Raw genomic sequence first — 16,649 nt, 5'->3', positions numbered from 1 at the left:
TTCATTGCGTCACTTCGCATAAACCTTCCAGTTTCTTTAGCCATTCGTTGAAGTGAGTACATTGTTCACGGATGGTTTCGAGGCCGATATCCTTGATGACGAGAGGGCCATGCAATCTCCTCTGGTATCCTCGGAAGTGTTGCAAAATACGAGCAGATGGGTGAGTTTGAGGGCCGTCATTGACTTCTTCCGGCGGGATGCCGCGGATATTCTTCACCAGAGCTTGCAGTTGGTTTTCATATTGGGGCAATACCTTGCCAAGATTCTCAGGTTTCACAAGCACAAGGGTCTCAAACTCGTGCAAGACCAGGAAAGGCAGGAAGCGAGGATCTCCAATATCGTTCGCGAACGCATTCTCCAAGTGGCGTACACGGACGTATGGGGTGCCAGCGGGAAGCGTATCTTTGCCCGGAAAATTATCCGGCAAACCGTAATAATCTATCATCGTTGTAACCAGTGCGGCATTACTATCTCCTAAAAGTCTTTGGATATCTCCTTTAACCTGCGCATAGGAGACAATGCCGCCCTTGAACGTTTGGCCAGATTTTGTGTGCTTGGTGCGAGCCAACGTTGGCTTCAGCTCGATCTGGCACGTCTTCATCAAGTGGGGCGCCAGCACATCTCGCACGAAAGTCTCTTCGGTCTGCCCTTCAACATAAATAAGTACCCTTTTCATTGTGATGGCCGCCCTCCCAGCAGGTTTTTCTCCCACAGATCGCCCAGACCATAATCTTCCAGCCAGGCGGTCATTTCATCTTTGGCGAGACGGCGAAACACCGTTTTCCCTTGGTCCCGGTCAACGACCAGAATGTCTTCGGGCTGGAACTGGTTGACGAGCGTGACAGATTGAGTTGCCAGGATGACCTGTGTGTGCTGCGAAGCACTGTGCACCATGTCCGCAAGCAGAGCAATCGCGTAGGGATGCAGGCCGAGCTCGGGTTCGTCCAAGACAATGGTAGTGGGGAGACGGTCTGGCGGCTGCAAAAAGAGCGTAGCCAGGCAGATGAGCCGGAGCGTGCCATCAGAAAGCGCATGGGGGCCAAAGAGGAGGTCCGAACCACGCTCCTGCCATTCCAGTCGGATTTTTTCCGGGTTGAACGGCGATGGACGCAACACGAAATCACCAAAAAACGGCGCCGCCAAGCGGACCGTTTCCACAATGTTGCGGTAGTAGGCTTGTTGGGTTTCCCGCAGCAAATACAGGTAGGCGGCCAGGTTAGACGCATTAGGGCGCAGGAAGAGATTATCGTGCAAGTCTCCGGTTTGCTTGACTTTGGCTGAGGCACTTGTGTCGTGGAAGTGATACACTTGCCAGGAATTCAGAGCGCTCAAGACGTAATAAGCCACACGGTCGCCGCTTTGCCTCCAATCCATGAGGAGCGTTTCCTTGTGGGCCTGGTCAGAGTGAATGCTGAGGTAGGGTCGCTCATATCGCTGGCGGCTATGAAAATAAACCCCCTCCTCTTGAAAAACCAGAAAATCATCGGCGGTGGGAAGCAGAGTACATTCATATCTGTTGGCCAAGTCCTCATCCTGACGAAACCAGAGTTCGATGTGCAGCCTCTCGGTGGTCTTACGGCCGTAGTGCAGAAGCTGGTCGGCCCCACCAGCCTGCGCTACGTAGGTCTGCAGTTCCCGGCTCACGAGGCGGTTCATGAACCGAAACAGGCTCACGAAGTTCGATTTGCCAGCCCCGTTTGCGCCGATTAGCACATTTATCCGACGGAGTGAAACATCCGCATTCTCGATTGATTTATAGCCTTGAAGGACGATTCGTTCTAGCATGGTCGTTCTCGTTCACCTTTTCCACGGATGCTTTTGGATACGGACGAATGTATCATTCTACGTCTCCCAAGATACGTCTGAAGATGCAATTGTGTCATCGTCGTTGCCCTCAGGTACCTCTATTTCTGTAAGTTCTGATTCAAGCTGCGGCTCCTCAGGCAACCGCGCTGCCACCTCGCGAACGTCCACCTTGCCGGTGACCACATCGGCAATCAGCCGCTCGCGATATTCGCGCAGGAGTTCGATTTCGCGGCGGAGGGCGGCAATGGCGGCGTCGATTTTGGCCGTTTGCGCGTCGAGGTATTCCACGATGGCGGTTTGTTCAGCGAGGGGAGGAAGGGGAAATAGCATTGCCCCAACGAACGTCCAATCGGCTCGGGGCATCTTGGCACCGTAAGTTGAGCTGTTTATGAAATCAATAGCCGGTGCCGATCGCAGAGCCACCTCCAAATACTGAGGTGCAAGAACGGGCCTTGCGCGCAAGACAAAAAACTCACCAACGCAGACGCCACTCTGTTTGGGACGAACAACCTTAGCAAGATATGGCCTAAGCTTTCCGAAAAGAACATCTCCAGCTCGGAAGCGCTTCACTTGACTGTCAAACTGCGCTTCTCCGGTTGGCAACAGAAGGCGACCTGTCCAACTCTCAACGTGCTCTAATGCTATGTAGAGATCCTCATCGGTCTTGAAACTCGTCTGTTCGTTTATGTGATCGACTGCTGTCTTAAGCCGTCGCACCTCCCAATGCTCCGGCACTTGGCCGAGCCACTCGACGCCGGAGTCTTTGTAGGCGGGGTAGGGTTTGCCCGTGCGGACGTCGATTTGGCCGGTAACGGCCTGGTGGATGAGGGCCTGCCGGTACTCGTCGAGCAGTGTGATGTGCCGCTGCCGGGCGTGGACGACGCGCCAAACCCGCCGGTCCATGTAGTCGAGGAAACGGACGATGGCGGTTTGTTCGGGGAGGGGGGGAAGTGAGAAGTAGACACACTTGAATTCCTCTGCCCGCAGACTCCACTGATCCGAAGTAATGCCATACGACCATCGCTCCGCCTCCGCAGCGAATAGGGGTGTACGAAGGAGAAAGTGCATGTAGCGAGGCAAGTTCTCGGCGCTTCTTAGCCGCTGGACGATGTAAGCCGGGCTCACGATTCCACGGTAAGCCGAGACACCAACCGCCCCCTGCCAGGCTCGCATCTTGTTGTACACCAGGTCATCCGGTTGAACGAGTTTGTAGGTGGACTTGTCCTCGTTCGAGGAGTCTTTCTTGGAGCTGGTCGCGAGCAAGTGCTGCTGACGGACTACGCCGCGTTTGATGGTTACCGACAGCATCTGTTCGTCAGGGTGACCACGGTCATTGATTTCACGAAATACCGCGCGTCCCGGCAACACCTCCCAATGCTCCGGCACTTGGCCGAGCCACGGCACCCCGGAGTCTTTGTAGGCGGGGTAGGGTGTCAGCGCGTCGATCATAATTCGTCCTCCCCATCGCCCATCTGCTTCTCGAAGGCTTGGCGCACGAGTCCCATGACATAGGGCAGATCCTCGGCGCGACTGAGCATAACTTCGACGTCGCCATTGCCCCAGCGGCCAAGGTTGCTGACGTCTCGACATATACCGCGCGGGTCGTGCACCTCATGGAACTTCATGTTGAGCTTAAGACGCAGGCGGCTCTTCTGCGGCACCACGTCCACGAAGTTTGTTTCGGCCTTATAGGCGACGTACAGCTTGAGGAACTCCTCGGTGATGCAGGGGTCGAGAGCGAGTACTTCCCTGCGAAAGGCCTGGAAGAGATCGGCCATGGGGCCAGAGACCAGGTAGGGGTGATCCTCGATTGTGTATGCCGCCTGGACTTCACGCTTCGGACGGTAGCGCTCGAGAACGTCCTCAGAGAGACTGGGAGCGGGCCAGACCTCGAGGGCACGCTTCGCCAGCCGATCGGCACGAGCTCGTATTGCGTCTGCGTTCCAGACCTCCACCTGGGCAAGCCCCTTGTTCAACCAAAGCGGGCTTTCGCGAAAGCCGCCGGACATGTCGCGCTTCTCGGGAAAGGGCCGGTCGCTGTACTCGGCGTTGTATCCGGTCAGGGTGAGATTGCCGAGGGTGTGGAGCCAAGTCTGTTGGATGCGTTGCCAGTCGGGGCCAAGGGCATCGCGCCATGCCTGCGAGAGATTTTCATTCTGTGGCAGGATGTGCTCAACAGTGTATTCCTCCGTCGGCACCGGCTCCTTGCGGCCGTGGTTCTCAAGGCGGCGCAACAAGTAGGAACGGCTACGGAAGTTGTAGAGATCGCGGACCTTGAGTTCGCGTTCGAACTCGTCGTCGCGCGGGAATCGCCGATAGGACGGGAGCAGCAGGAAGTGCGCTTCGATGCTCTCGAGGTACCGCTCCTTGTCGAGGGCGCGCCGGAAGGTCGCAAAGGTCTTGTTGAGCGAGTTCGTGGGGATGCCGCAGACGGCGCGCCGGAAGACGTAGGACTCGACCAGCCGCACCGCCCGCAGAAAATCCGAGTGTGAGAGGATTCCCTGCCGGTAGTCGTCGTACAGCTCGAGCAAGAATGGCCAGGCGACGTCGACCTTGAGCTCACGCAGGTCGCTGAGGGCGGCGCTGAGCGCCTTGTCCTGCTCCTTGCCGAGCGCCATAGCGCAGTAGTGGCTGGCGAAGCGGTGGATTTCAGCCACCAGGGAATCGATCCCCGCAGAATCGATCCCCGCAGCCGCCACCTCAGGACGACCGGCGTACGCCTTGAATGTCTCGTAGACTTCGTTGAGTTTCGGGATCTCGCCCGTCTTGAGCGTCAGAAAGTGGCGCATGAAGGCATCGAACTCGCGACTGTATGCTTCCTGGCCGAAGGCATGTTCCATAGGCTGCCAGTGGTCGGCGTAGAGGCGGTCCTGGTGCTCGGGCTCCAAGCCCATCAAAATGAAGTTGCGGATTAGGTCCGCCTGCGTCAGCTCAAGCCCGGTTGAGTTCATACTCTCGAAGATGAGCTGCGGGTTGTCCTTGTCGCGGCTCAAAGCGATATCCACGATCACGAGCTTGGCGAGCCCGTGGCAGAGTGGCCTCAGATCGTCACCGAGATTTTTAACCTGCTCTTGGAAGAACTCAAAGTTCTTAGCGATGCGGATCGAATGCTCGGCAGGAAGAGCCTTCTGACGCACCAATGCAAGCAGGGTATCGCGGTCGGTATCTGTGAGTAGGAGTTTGTAGGCGCGGTCACCCTTCTCCAGCGGATTCAGCAGGTAGTAGTGGCGGATCTTCTCAGCGGAGAAGCCCTCGACCGGCTCTCCATCACCGATGTGTCGCGCCAAAGCCTCTAGGAGAAGGGAGATCGTGGTCAGCCGCTGCTGGCCGTCAATGACGAGCAGGGGCGCTTGGCTAGTGACCTGATAGAGTCCTTTTTCGATGTAGACGATCGATCCCAAGAAGTGGGCAGCGACCTGCTCGCTCGCACCAGTGCGCAAGATATCGTCCCAGAGGCGGCGACACTGGCGCTCACCCCAGGAGTAGGTGCGTTGAAAGATAGGCACGATGAACTGCGGCGATTTCCGGAGGAAGTCGAGAAGTTTCGCTTCGGTGGCCTTCATACCAAGTGCCCTCCAAAAATGTCGTTTAATAACCCTTGCACCTCCTTCTCCACCGCGAAGAGGTCGGCGCGGATCTCCTCGAGCGTGCGCAGGGCCTTGGGTTTGTAGAAGTAGCGGTTGAAGTTGATTTCGTAGCCGACCTTGAGGCTGGCCGGGTCGTACCAGGCGTCTGGCGCGTAGGGCAGCACCTCACGGCGCAAGAAAGCTTCGATGGCCGTGCGCTCGTCCTCCGCGCTCGGCAGGTGGCCGGGCGTATGGCAGGCTTGGCACTCGAGGAACGGGATCTGCTCGGTGTCGCGCAGTTCGGTGTCGGGTTCATACTCCACCACCCGGGGCTTGCCGTGAATGGTCACCTCAAACAGGCCGCGCAGCGGGTCAGGCACGGTGCCGGGTTTGTGAAGCTTCTTGATCACCGGCGGCGCGTCGTCGGCACGCTCGGCCGACTCCCGAAGCGCCTTGAGCTCCCTGGGGGTGTAGGCGCGCTCGGGCTCGATGCCTTTCAGGCGCAACGGGCGCTCCACCGTCACCTTCCAGTAACCGAAGGCGGCGTTGCGGAGGATCATGGAGTGCTCGGTCTGCTCGAATTGGAGGAAGGTGTCCACAATGAGGCGGATCTCCTCCTCACCGAGCTCGCGGTTTTTCTTGCCGAGGTTTCTGGACAAGGGCTTGTACCACTCGGTGGCATTGATGAGCAGGACGCGGCCTTTGCGGCGGGCGGGTTTGCGGTTGGTGAGCACCCAGACGTAGGTGGCGGTGCCGGTGTTGGAGAACATGTTGAGCGGCAGGGCAACGATGGCCTCGAGCCAGTCGTTTTCGATGATCCAGCGGCGGATGTTGCTTTCGCCCTGGCCGGCGTCCCCCGCAAAGAGCGACGAGCCGTCGTGGACCGCCGCGATGCGACTGCCGAGCGGGGTGTCGTGCTTCATCTTGGAGAGCATGTTCACCAGGAACAGCATCTGTCCGTCGCTCGAGCGGGTGATGAGCGACAGCTCCTCGCCCCGGTGTTGCACGACAAAGCGCGGATCTCTGATGCCGTCCTTGCCGCCCATGCGCTCGAGGTCGCTCTTCCAACTCTTGCCGTAGGGCGGGTTGGAGAGCATGAAGTCGAAGGTGCGGCCGGGGAAGGCGTCGTTGGAGAGGGTCGAGTGTTCCGGCCCGCCGACGATGTTGTCGGCGGCATCGCCTTCGCCCTTCATGAGCAGGTCGGCCTTGCAGATGGCGTAGGTTTCGGCGTTGATCTCCTGGCCAAAAAGGTGCACCGAGACCTGTTTGCCGCGTTCGCGCGCCAGTTGCAAGAGGGTTTCCTCGGCCACGGTGAGCATCCCGCCGGTGCCGCAGGCGCCGTCGTAGAGCAGGTAGGTGCCATCGGTGATCTGGTCGGCGATGGGCTCGAAGATCAGGCGGGCCATGAGTTTCACTGCGTCGCGCGGGGTCCAGTGTTCACCGGCTTCTTCATTGTTCTCTTCGTTGAAGCGGCGCACGAGCTCCTCGAAGATCGTGCCCATCGCGTGGTTGTCGAGGCCGGGCAGCCGGACGGTGCCGTCGCTGTTGAGCACCGGGTAGGGACTGAGGTTGATCGAGGGGTCAAGGAACTTTTCGATGAGGGCGCCCAGTGCGTCGGCTTTGGCCAGGCGGGGGATTTGGTTGCGGAACTCGAAGTTGTCGATGATCTCCTGGACGTTGGACGAGAAGCCATCCAGGTAGGCGCGGAAGTCGGCCTCCAGTTGCTGGCGGTTACCGCGTGCCTTGAGATCGCGCAGCGTGAAGGGAGAGGTGTTGTAGAAGGCCTGACCGGCGGCCTGGCGCAGGGCGGCGTCCTGGTTCGTAATGCCGGCTCTGTCGAGCGCGGCCTTCATGTCGAGCACCGCCTGTTTGGTGGGTTCCAGGACCGCGTCCAGTCGGCGGATGACGGTCATGGGGAGAATGACGTCGCGGTACTTGCCGCGCACGTAGAGGTCGCGCAGGACATCGTCGGCAATGCCCCAGATGAAGTTGGTGATCCAGGTGAGTTGGCCGTTTTCCATGTCAAACGTTCCTCCAGAAAGGTTGCAACGTGTTCACGGTTGCGCTTCCTCCGGTTCCTCGAATAGCTCGAGGTACGGTTCGAAACGAAACCGCCGGTTGCGCGCGTGGCCGGTGATTTCGCGCAGCAGGCCGATTGCTTCGAGGCGGTTGACGATCTGGTTTGCGCCAACGGGGGTGATCCCGAGCCAGTCGCGCACGGTGGCCATTGTGATGATGAGGTGGTCAAACAAGTGGTCCATCCCACGGTGGCCGTTGGCGGCAGCACGACCGAGGTGTTCGGTGATGCGGTTTCGATAGTCCTCACGCATACGCAGGATGGCGGCGGCGGTGGCTGTGGCCGCGGCACTGACTTCGGCCACGCCGCGCAGGAAGAATTCGAGCCAGCCCTCCCAATCGCCCGCGTCGCGCACGGCTTGCGGGCGGTCATAGTACCCGGCCCGGTGTCGTTTGAAATAATGCGAGAGGTAGAGCACGGGCTTCCTGAGGAGGCGTTTTTCGGTGAGGAGAAAGGTGATCAAAAGTCGCCCGGGGCGGCCGTTGCCGTCGAGCAAAGGGTGGATGGTCTCGAACCGGGCATGGGCCCGGCCCACCTGGATGAGTGGCGGCAGACTTGGGTCGCTGAGGAGGAATCTTTCGAGGTACGCGAGTGCCTGCGACACTTTGTGCGGCGGCGGGGGGACGAACGTGGCCGTGCTGGGCGTGGCACCCGCCGGGCCGATCCAGTTTTGACTCGTGCGCAGTTCCCCCGGTGTGAGCCGCCCGCCGCGCAGCCCTGCCATCAGCATGGCGTGAATTTCGCGGATCAACCGCACCGACACCGGCAGCTCGGCCGGGCGCGCGAGGCCATGGTTCAGGGCACGCACGTAGTTGGCCACTTCCTGCACGCCTTTGGGCATTTCGGGATCGAACAGTTGCGCCTCGGCGGCCGGCAGGTTTTGTAACGACGACCCGGTGCCTTCGATCCGGCTGGAGAGCACGGCCTCCTTGCGCACGTACATGAATACGAACAGATCGGGATTGGGCAGGGTGAGCACGGCGCCATCCAACCGTCCCAAGGCGCAGTCGGCAGCGGAGGGCGCCTCCTGCAAGGAGCCGGACAGGGCGAGAGGAGGGTCGGGCGGCAGCGGCGCGGGGATGAAGGCGCGGTAACCAGCGGGCTGGCGCACAGAACGACCTGCGCGTGTGGTCTTGTTATGGGTCGCGTTGATCATGGCGCAGGAGCGGCCCCTGAGCTAAACGCTGCGTTTACCATAGAAAGCCGTTCGGCATCGAATCAACGTTGCATTGAAAACCCCGGCATGCGCGGCATGGCTTCGATGGCCGCTTCCAGCTCTTGCTGCCTCTGCCTGCTGTTTTTGGAGTTGCTTCCCGAGCCGCGCCATCTTCTCCCCAAAGGGCTCATGATCATCGTCGCGGACTTCGGCACCGACATGCCGGCGGGGGTACGGACCTGGCCGTGCTTGCGCACCTCCTTGAGCGTTGGGTTCTTGCAGAAGCCGGGGATTTCCCGGTGCTGGCCCGCGTTGTGTTCGCCCTGCCAGGCGTGGTTGGTGCGGGCAATGTTCTGGATCTCCTCCTTGGTGAGTTCCCGAGGGACGCGGTCCATCATCCGGCCCATCCGGCGGGCGTCGATGAAGAGCACCGCCCCCCGGCGGTCCCACAGCGGCTTTTTCTGTCCGGCGGGTGGCCGAGTCGCTGGTTGTTCAGGGCCGGGTAGGCGTAGTCCCTGGCCAGCAGGCCCTTGAGGGGCGGGTTGTCTCGTGCCACCGCCTCCATGGCCTCGTCCACCATCTGACCGATGGTGGGCTGGAGGGGGTTCTGCCGCAGGCACTCCCAGTGGGCTTGGGGATCTTTCACTTTATCCAGCAGCACGCAGTTGTGGAGCCATGAGATTTGGGCAAGACCCTCTTGCACAATTGGGCGATTCAACCGGGCGGTGGCAGGGGCGAATCTGCCGGGACTCTCTGTGGTTTCGGCTTGTTGGATTCAGCGGCCATACCCCGGCTCCTCCAATCGTTTCAGCAATCGTTCCATGGGAGGTTTGAGTGCCGGGACGTCGCGCCGGGCAGTATCCCAGACGAGATCCCGGTCGATATCGAAATAGCCGTGGACCAGGACATTGCGCATACCGATGATTTTGGTCCACTCAATGTCGGGCGCCAACGCCCGCACTTCCTCGGGCAGTGCCCTTGCGGCCTCGCCGATGATCTGCAGGTGCCGGACAAACCAGCCCTGCAGGAGCTCGTCCTGCTCGAAGGCGGCCCGGCCTCTATCCAGATAGCGCTCAATGGCCGCGATCGACTCCAGGATGTCCCGTATCCGTTCTTTGGGGTCTCTCACAGCGGCACCGACTCCTGAACCACGCGGTCACGGATCCGCACCTTGAGCCCGCGTTCGGTCACGACGTCCACCGGGCAGCCGAGCAGTTGCTCCAGATCGTATTGGAGCCCGCCCAGGTCGAAGAGGGTCCGCCCCGGTTCCAGCTCGACAAGGAAGTCCAGGTCGCTTTGTGCGTCCGCTTCCCCACGCGCCACCGAACCGAAGACGCGGACATTCCGCGCGCCGTACCTGGCGCAAACGAGCAAGATGTCTTCACGCTTTTCTCTGAGTAGTTGTTCAAGGGTCATAGCGAAGTCCCTCTTGGCTCCGCCAGATCGCTTCCGCCAGCCGTCCGGCCATGGCCATCTGGTCACGGAGCTGTGCGGTGAGGCGGCGCATCGTCTCGTCAAAGGGCTTGTCGTGTCCGACATCCACCACCGTGCCCACATATCGTCCCGGGGTGAACGTACCCGTGCTGGCGGATCTCCTCCAGCGTGGCGCTCTTGCAGAAACCGGGGACGTCCCAGTGCTGGCCCGTGTCCTGTTCGCCCCGCCAGGCGTGGTAGGTGCGGGCAATGTTCTGGATCTCCTCCTTGGTGAGCTCCCGCTGGACGCGGTGCACCATCCGGCCCATCCGGCGGGCGTCGATGAAGAGCACCGCCCCACGGCGGTCCCGCAGCGGCTTTTTCTGTCTGGCGGGTGGCCGAGTCGCTGCTTGTCGAGGGCCGGGCGGGCGTAGTCCTTGGGGAGGACCCCCTTGAGGGACGGGTTGTCTTGTTCCACGGCCTCCATGGCCTCGTCCACGATTTGCCCGATGGTGGGCTGGCGGGCGTTCTGCTGAAGCCGCTCCCAGCGGGCTTCGGGCGGTACCCAGAAGACGTTCGCGGCCCGGTACTCGTCGGGGTCTTCCGGGTCCGCGTAGGGCTCCTGCTCGAGCCGCTTGCGGTGCTCCTCGAAGGCGTCGGAGATGTACTTCAGGAAGATGAGGCCGAGCACCACGTGCTTGTATTCGGCCGCGTCCATCGAGCCGCGGAGGGCATTTGCTGCCTGCCAGAGGCTGGGCTCGAAACCGAGGTTGGCCCCCGTGGAGGCGGGGCGGTTTTTCGAGCTGTTTTGCCTGGTTCTGGTTTTGGGCATGGTGAAGAGTTGGTGCAGCGGTTCAGGGTTGTACCGGGAGGGAGGTGTTTCCGGGTGTTGAGGTTTGGTGGGCTTCCTGTGGGATGGAGTTGGTCCCTGGAGGATTGGGCCATTGCCCTTTCATTGCGAGGGTCAGTGGTGTTGTTGGCCGTGCTGTCATGGGGTGCTGCGGTTTGTGTTGCGCGCGGCGATCGTAGCAAAGGAGGTTCGCACGAGGAAGGGCGCAGGCACTGGTGGTAGGGGTTGGGGCGATTGGTTGGGTGGTGGTTGGGCGGTGCCGGGTTGGTTAGAAGGATTGTTTGGATGTACGGGGCTTGTGTCCGTGTAAAACCCGGTGTGCGGTGGCCGCGCCGGGCGGGTCCGACCCCGGGTGTTGGCTGGTTTTCACGGTTGCGGGGGCGGGGACGGGTTGGGGGCGTCCTCAGGGTCGGGCGAGGACGGCCTGGCGTTCGGCGGGGGTGAGGATGCGCCAGTGACCCGGGGGAAGGGAACCGAGCCAGAATTGGCCGATGCGGACGCGGATGAGGCGGAGGGTGGGGTGTCCGACGGCGGCGGTCATGCGGCGGACCTGTCGGTTTTTGCCTTCGTGGAGTTCGAGGGCGATCCAGCAATCCGGCACGGTTTTGCGGTATCGGACGGGCGGGTTGCGTGCGGGCAGGATGAACGGGGGCTGGGGGCCGAGGGCGATGGGGTGTTGGGCGGGGTCGGCTTCGGGCGGGAGGATTTGGGGTGGTGGTTCGAGGAAACGGGCGCGGCAGGGTCGGGTGAGGTGGTTGCCGATGCGCACGCCGCGTTCGAGCTGGCGGAGGGTTTCCGGGGTTGGGATGCGTTCGATTTGGACCCAGTATTCGCGCGGGTGTGCGTGGCGCGGGTCGAGGATACGTGCGGTGAGGGCGGGTTCATCGGAGAGGAGGAGAAGGCCTTCGGAGTCGGCGTCGAGGCGGCCGATGGGGTAGACGCGGGGTGGGAACCCGAACTGTGCGAGGGTCAATTGGCCGGGGTGATCGGGTGTGAATTGGGAGAGGACGCCGCAGGGCTTGTGGAAGGCGATGAGCATGGAGGGGGTGCGGGCTCAGGGTGTGCCTTCGACGGGGACGGCGTGGAGTCGGGCGAGTTGTTGGAGGGCGTGTTGGAACCAGGCGGGGTCGGGCAATGCGTAGGGTCGGAAGGTTTCGATCCAGCCTTCCTGTCCGTGGAAGAGGAGGGCGCGGTGGAGGCCGAGGCGGTTGGCCTGGGGTGAGTCGATGAGGCTGGCGGAGTCGTTGGCGCTCATTTGGAAGAGGACGCGCAGTTCGAATTCGGCGATGGCCTTGCGGCTGAGCTGGCGGAGGAGGTTGGCGTAGGTGTCGCACGTGAGGAGGACGTGGCAACCGAGGTTACCGCCCTGGGTGATGAGGCGGTCGAAGATGAGGCCGGGGTGTTCGGTGGCGGCGTCGGAGTCGAGGGCGAAGGCTGCGTCCTCGTCGTAGCGGAGTTTTTTGTGGTACTGGATGCGGTGGACGAGGAGGAAGAGTTGGGGCTGGTCCGGGGCGGGGTTTTCGGTGCGTTGTTGGATTTCGGCCAGGAGGGCGCGGAGGGTGTGGTCGGTGTCGGAGGGTCGGACGAGGTGGGCGGGGTGTGGGAGTTGGGGCAGGAGGTTTTGGAGCAGGCGGGTTTCGGGTGCGTCGGGCGGGCTGGCATCGAAGAAGTAGAAGCGTGCGGCGTGGCGGGGGAGTTGGGCGGCGAGCATGATGGGGGCGAGGGCGAGCATGGTGAAGGCGGGTTCGTCGCGGGGTCCGATGATGAGGAGGTGATTCCCGCTCTGGCGGCGGAAGGTGATTTCGGTGGGGCCCTTGATGGCGTTGGGTTCGCCGAGCCAGAGTCGCGGTGTGGTTGAGGGTTGGAGTGCGGGTGCCGAGAGGAGTTGGCGGAGGGGGCGGTTGGAATCGATGTGAGCGGGTGCGTTGCCTTCGAAGACGACGGGCTCGCGTGCGGCGAAGCGGCGGCCGTGGTGGGGATGGTTTTCGGCCAGTTGGCGGATTTGGCGGAGCCAATGGTCGCGTTCGTCCTCGGGGAGCCAGACGACCTGGAAGGGGCTGTTGCCCTGGAGGGCGCCGCCTTCGTCGTTGTAGATGGCCTCGCCGGGGCGTGTGAGGTGGCGCGGGGCGGGGTTGTCTTCGTTGAGGATGAGGAGGGCGTCGGCTTCGTTGCATTGGAGGGCGATGCGGACGACCATTTGGCCCATGGTGGAGCGGGCGAGGGTGTAGGCGCCGCCGAGGGTTTGGGAGCCGAGCAGGACGTGGATGCCGAAGGCGCGGCCCTGTCGGACGATGCGGTCGAGCAGGAGTGCGGCGGTTTGGGCGATGCGGTCGTCCTCGACGAAGAACTCCTGGAATTCGTCGATGAGGAGGAGGATGCGCGGGAGCGGTTCGGGTGGGTTGAGGCGGCGGTAGCCGGGGAGGTCCTGGACGCCGAGTTTGCGGAACAGGTCGCCGCGCCGGCGCAGTTCCTCGTCTACGCGTTGGAGCACGCTGAGGCCGAATTCGCGGTCGCTTTCGATGGCGACGACGCGTGCGTGGGGGAGTTTGTGGGTGGCGTAGCATTTGAATTCGACGCCCTTTTTGAAGTCGACGAGGTAGAACTCGACCTCGTCGGGGCTGTACCAGAGGGCGAGGTTGGTGATGATGACGTGGAAGAGGGTGGATTTGCCGGAGCCGGTTTTGCCGGCGACGAGGCCGTGCTGGCGGGTGCCGCGGCCGAGGGCGAGGTATTGGAGTTTGGTGGCGCCGGTGCGGCCGATGGGGACGCGGATTTCCTCGGTGGCGTCGGCGGACCAGAACTGGTCGGGGGTGGGTGCGGCGTCGATGAAGGGGGTTTCGACCCTGAAGGCGTCGCGGCTGTTTTGGCCGATGCGATGGAGCAGTTCGGTGGCGAGGTCGGGCGGGGGCGGGGATTCGAGTTCGAGTCGGGTGCCTTCGAAATCGGCGTCGGCGAGGCGGAAGGAATCCTGGTGGGCGACGATGCGGCGTGCGGCTTTGCGGAGTTCGTCGGGGACGAGTTCGGGCGGGTTGGGTCGGCGGAGGTCCCAGTGGAGGAGGAGGTAGACGCCGCAGCGGGGCCCGCTGGTGGCGAGGCTGAGGAGGCGTTTGACGGCGAGGTCGGTGAAGTTGACGGGGAAATGGGCGACGACGAGGAAGTGGTATTTTTCGGCGAGGCGGCCGGCGCGTTGGTTGTATTCGGTGAGGGTGGCGTAGTCGTTGCGGAGGTACATCTGGGTGACTTTTTCGATGTGTTCGTTGAGTTCGGCGAGGCGGTCTTCGATTTGGGCGGGCTGGGTCCAGATGCGGCCGTGGATGAGGCGGTCTTCGTAGTCGGCCAGGTGCATGAGGCCGGCGAAGTTCTGCCCGAGGCCGACGGGGTCGAGGATGGTGAAGGCGATGCGGCCCGGGGGTGCGGCGGTGAGGAGTCGGAGGATGAGGTTGTTGAGGGTGGCGATGGCGGTTTCGGCGCCGGTTTGGGCGGTTTCGAGGATGAGGGAACCCTCGTGGGGCAGGGTGAGGAGGAGGGGGAGTCGGAGTTCGTGGGGTTGGGGGAGGGCGAGGCCGTGGGCGGTCAACTCGGTGCCGCAGAGGGCGGGCAATGCGACCGAGAGGTGGGCGAACAGGGCGGCATGAGGGAATTCGGGGGGGGGTGACCAGTGGATCCAGACGGGGTCGGACCATGGCGGGAAGGCGCGCTCGGCGGTGCGGGCTTGCTCGAGGAGTTGGGCGTGGAGGGGCAGGGCGGTTTGGTTCCATTCGGTGCGGATTTGTTCCCATCCTTCGCGGTGGGCGTCCTGGAGCCGCTGGAGCTGCTGGCGGGTGGCGGTTTCGAGGGTCTGGCACTGTCGTTGGAATTCCTCGTCCAGCCGGGCGAGCTGGTGGGCGAGGTCGGTTTCCAGTTGTTGGATTCGGAGAGCGTGGAGGCGCTGGTTGGTCTGGTGAGCGCGGCGTGCCTGGTGTTCGATGCGTTCGATGGCCTCGTTTTGGAGGTGGCGGGTTTCTTCGCGGAGCTGGCGCCAGCTGGCGTTGAGGGTTTCGATTGTGCGGTGGTGGAGGGTTTGAATGGCGGTGGTGCGGGCCTGGTATTCGGTTTCGGCATGTTGGGCGGTGGCCTCGATCCATGCGGCGCATTCGGCGAGTTGGCGGCTCAGGGCGAGGGCCACGGGCCGGGTCAGGCTCCGGCCCACGGTATGGAGCAGGGGCCAGAGGAGCAGGGCGGCGGTCCAGAGGCCCCAGCTTGTGGGGCTCAGCGTGCCGGGGTGGATCCTGAGGAGGCCGAAGAGGATCAGGGCGGGGAGCGTGGCGGTGAGGATGACGCCCAGCCACCATGGGCAGTATCGCAGGAACAGGGGCAGGAGGAGTCGGCGGCCTTTTTGGAGGGTTTTGTCGAGTTCCCGCAGGCGGGTGTCGAGTTCGGCGTTGAAGGTGTCGAGGGAGGGTGCGGGCCGGGGTTGAGTGGCGGGGGCGGTTTCGGTGCAGAGGCGGACGAGGGCGGGCCAGGGGGTGAGGAGCAGGCAGGCGTGTTGGAGGGTTTGGTGGTGGAGGTGCCGGGCCTCGGCGAGCCGGGCTTGGAAGGCTTCGTGGTCGGCCTTGGCGGTTTGGAGATCGGCGTCGCGTTGGCGGTCGGCCTCGAGTTGGGCGCGTTGGATTTCGAAGGTGGTGCGGGCGGCCTGGGACTCGATGCGTGCGAGGGTGTGCTGACGCTGGTTTTCGGCGGCGCGTTGGATGCGTTGCTCGCGGTGGTGGAAGGTGCGGTCGAGGAAGGTGCGACGTTCGCGGGCATGGGTTTCGAGCCGGGCGCGGCCGGTGTCGTGCTGTTCGCGGGCGACGCGGAGGGCTTCTTCGTGTTGGTACCGGACGCGGTGGGTGCGTGTGGTGAGGTCTTCTTCGAGGTGGCGGGCGCGGGCGGCGAGGTCGCGGGCCAGCGTCCGGAGTTGTTCCAGTCGGGCGAGGGTGTTGGTGATGGAGGGGAGGGGGTTATTCACAGTCGCGATGGAGTTGTTGGAGGAGTCGTTCGAGGGCGTCGAGGGCCGAGACGGTTTGGTTGACCTGTTGCTGGAGTTCGTTGAGGTAGCGTTGTTCGAATTCGAGGGCTTTGGCATCGGTCCAGAAATTGCGGGTTTGTTCCCATTCGGAACGCAGTTCTTTGAGCAGGCCGAGGAGACGGTTTTGGGCGCCGGTCATGGTTGGCCGGGAGTTGTGGGGGTTGGGGTGGGGGGTTGGTTCGGGTGGGCGGTTTTGTCGGTGGTGTCGGTGGTGTCGGGGTTGGCTGGGGTTGCGGGGGATCCGGTGGCGGCGGCGGCAGGATGCAGTTCGGCGTAGGCGGCGAGGGAACGGACGGCTTCGGTAAGGAAGTTGAGAGCGCGGCCGAGGTCGTGGTCGAGGTGGTGCCGGAGTTTTTCGATTTGGCGGGCCTGGGTTTGGATGCGGGGTTCGAACTGTTGTTGCCAGGAACGGACGCGGCGGAGGCGGTGTTCGACGTCCTCGATGGCACGGCGGAGGCGTTGGACGGCGGCCTGTTCGGCGGGGGCGGTTTCCTGGAAGGGGGAGAGTCGGGCGGAGAAGAGTTCCTGTTCCTTTTGCTCCAGCTGGCGTTGCAGTCGGCGCAGTTCCTGGCGGTGTCGTTCAGGGCACTCGTGATCGAGCCAGTTTCGGGTGCGGGTGAGGGTTTCGGAGACCTCATCCAGGATGCGGCTGGCGCGGTCGCGGAAGAGGATGAGGCGGTTGCGGAACGCCTCGATGGCTTCGATGGAGGTGACCCGGGCCTGGTCAGCCATGG

The 16,649-nt window shown here is 62.7% G+C and carries 15 protein-coding genes and 1 pseudogene; all 16 read right to left on the bottom strand.

What is annotated here, in order from left to right; genetic code table 11:
* Position 1: 1 nt before the first annotated feature.
* The 16 genes and pseudogenes from G4L39_RS04520 to G4L39_RS04450 all read right to left on the bottom strand — a co-directional run bounded on the left by G4L39_RS04520 (position 2) and on the right by G4L39_RS04450 (position 16,647).
* Positions 2-676, bottom strand: a complete 675-nt coding sequence (locus G4L39_RS04520) for a DUF4276 family protein (protein ID WP_165106252.1) — start codon at positions 674-676, stop codon at positions 2-4.
* Positions 673-1,785, bottom strand: a complete 1,113-nt coding sequence (locus G4L39_RS04515; RefSeq protein WP_165106250.1) for an AAA family ATPase — start codon at positions 1,783-1,785, stop codon at positions 673-675. The genes G4L39_RS04520 and G4L39_RS04515 overlap by 4 nt, the downstream gene beginning before the upstream one ends.
* A gap of 57 nt (positions 1,786-1,842) precedes the next feature.
* A complete protein-coding gene (locus G4L39_RS04510) occupies positions 1,843-3,255 on the bottom strand; it encodes a restriction endonuclease subunit S (protein WP_165106249.1) in 1,413 nt (470 codons plus the stop codon).
* Positions 3,252-5,369: a GmrSD restriction endonuclease domain-containing protein gene (locus G4L39_RS04505; RefSeq protein WP_165106247.1), complete on the bottom strand. Its 2,118-nt coding sequence runs from the start codon at positions 5,367-5,369 to the stop codon at positions 3,252-3,254. The genes G4L39_RS04510 and G4L39_RS04505 overlap by 4 nt, the downstream gene beginning before the upstream one ends.
* A complete protein-coding gene (locus G4L39_RS04500; RefSeq protein ID WP_165106246.1) occupies positions 5,366-7,393 on the bottom strand; it encodes a type I restriction-modification system subunit M in 2,028 nt (675 codons plus the stop codon). The genes G4L39_RS04505 and G4L39_RS04500 overlap by 4 nt, the downstream gene beginning before the upstream one ends.
* A gap of 33 nt (positions 7,394-7,426) precedes the next feature.
* A complete protein-coding gene (locus tag G4L39_RS04495; RefSeq protein WP_165106244.1) occupies positions 7,427-8,605 on the bottom strand; it encodes a Fic family protein in 1,179 nt (392 codons plus the stop codon).
* Positions 8,606-8,667: 62 nt separating this feature from the next.
* On the bottom strand, positions 8,668-9,036 hold the full coding sequence (locus tag G4L39_RS04490; protein ID WP_205880779.1) for an N-6 DNA methylase: 369 nt from the start codon (positions 9,034-9,036) through the stop codon (positions 8,668-8,670).
* The gene (locus G4L39_RS04485; protein WP_165106242.1) at positions 9,000-9,308 is read right to left on the bottom strand and encodes a hypothetical protein; all 309 of its coding nucleotides are present in this window, start codon (positions 9,306-9,308) and stop codon (positions 9,000-9,002) included. Before G4L39_RS04485 ends, G4L39_RS04490 begins: the two co-directional genes overlap by 37 nt.
* A 72-nt stretch (positions 9,309-9,380) precedes the next feature.
* Positions 9,381-9,734, bottom strand: coding sequence for a HepT-like ribonuclease domain-containing protein (locus tag G4L39_RS04480; RefSeq protein ID WP_165106241.1), 354 nt, complete (start codon positions 9,732-9,734; stop codon positions 9,381-9,383).
* Positions 9,731-10,021, bottom strand: coding sequence for a nucleotidyltransferase family protein (locus G4L39_RS04475; RefSeq protein ID WP_165106239.1), 291 nt, complete (start codon positions 10,019-10,021; stop codon positions 9,731-9,733). The genes G4L39_RS04480 and G4L39_RS04475 overlap by 4 nt, the downstream gene beginning before the upstream one ends.
* A 98-nt stretch (positions 10,022-10,119) precedes the next feature.
* Positions 10,120-10,338: an N-6 DNA methylase gene (locus G4L39_RS15880; protein ID WP_425485733.1), complete on the bottom strand. Its 219-nt coding sequence runs from the start codon at positions 10,336-10,338 to the stop codon at positions 10,120-10,122.
* Between the two features lie 77 nt (positions 10,339-10,415).
* Positions 10,416-10,850, bottom strand: a pseudogene (locus G4L39_RS15875) (type I restriction-modification system subunit M N-terminal domain-containing protein); the annotation flags it as partial.
* Positions 10,851-11,271: 421 nt separating this feature from the next.
* Positions 11,272-11,907 (bottom strand): pseudouridine synthase, encoded by a 636-nt coding sequence (locus G4L39_RS04465; RefSeq protein ID WP_165106238.1) that lies wholly within the window; start codon positions 11,905-11,907, stop codon positions 11,272-11,274.
* Positions 11,908-11,922: 15 nt separating this feature from the next.
* Positions 11,923-15,855, bottom strand: coding sequence for an FtsK/SpoIIIE domain-containing protein (locus tag G4L39_RS15720; RefSeq protein ID WP_165106236.1), 3,933 nt, complete (start codon positions 15,853-15,855; stop codon positions 11,923-11,925).
* On the bottom strand, positions 15,848-16,054 hold the full coding sequence (locus tag G4L39_RS04455) for a hypothetical protein (protein WP_165106234.1): 207 nt from the start codon (positions 16,052-16,054) through the stop codon (positions 15,848-15,850). The genes G4L39_RS15720 and G4L39_RS04455 overlap by 8 nt, the downstream gene beginning before the upstream one ends.
* Positions 16,051-16,647, bottom strand: a complete 597-nt coding sequence (locus G4L39_RS04450) for a hypothetical protein (protein ID WP_165106233.1) — start codon at positions 16,645-16,647, stop codon at positions 16,051-16,053. The genes G4L39_RS04455 and G4L39_RS04450 overlap by 4 nt, the downstream gene beginning before the upstream one ends.
* Positions 16,648-16,649 lie beyond the last annotated feature (2 nt).

It is taken from the genome of Limisphaera ngatamarikiensis, assembly GCF_011044775.1.
GTDB classification, from domain to species: domain Bacteria; phylum Verrucomicrobiota; class Verrucomicrobiia; order Limisphaerales; family Limisphaeraceae; genus Limisphaera; species Limisphaera ngatamarikiensis.
This window is presented reverse-complemented; position numbering and strand designations above follow the sequence as displayed.

Bases quoted from the DNA above. Each gene is read 5' to 3' on its own strand.
- G4L39_RS04465 (WP_165106238.1), bottom strand. From the start codon at position 11,907: ATGCTCATCGCCTTCCACAAGCCCTGCGGCGTCCTCTCCCAATTCACA.
- G4L39_RS04495 (WP_165106244.1), bottom strand. From the start codon at position 8,605: ATGATCAACGCGACCCATAACAAGACCACACGCGCAGGTCGTTCTGTG.
- G4L39_RS04505 (WP_165106247.1), bottom strand. From the start codon at position 5,369: ATGAAGGCCACCGAAGCGAAACTTCTCGACTTCCTCCGGAAATCGCCG.
- G4L39_RS04520 (WP_165106252.1), bottom strand. From the start codon at position 676: ATGAAAAGGGTACTTATTTATGTTGAAGGGCAGACCGAAGAGACTTTC.
- G4L39_RS04450 (WP_165106233.1), bottom strand. From the start codon at position 16,647: ATGGCTGACCAGGCCCGGGTCACCTCCATCGAAGCCATCGAGGCGTTC.
- G4L39_RS04455 (WP_165106234.1), bottom strand. From the start codon at position 16,054: ATGACCGGCGCCCAAAACCGTCTCCTCGGCCTGCTCAAAGAACTGCGT.
- G4L39_RS04510 (WP_165106249.1), bottom strand. From the start codon at position 3,255: ATGATCGACGCGCTGACACCCTACCCCGCCTACAAAGACTCCGGGGTG.
- G4L39_RS15880 (WP_425485733.1), bottom strand. From the start codon at position 10,338: ATGGTGCACCGCGTCCAGCGGGAGCTCACCAAGGAGGAGATCCAGAAC.
- G4L39_RS04500 (WP_165106246.1), bottom strand. From the start codon at position 7,393: ATGGAAAACGGCCAACTCACCTGGATCACCAACTTCATCTGGGGCATT.
- G4L39_RS04475 (WP_165106239.1), bottom strand. From the start codon at position 10,021: ATGACCCTTGAACAACTACTCAGAGAAAAGCGTGAAGACATCTTGCTC.
- G4L39_RS04515 (WP_165106250.1), bottom strand. From the start codon at position 1,785: ATGCTAGAACGAATCGTCCTTCAAGGCTATAAATCAATCGAGAATGCG.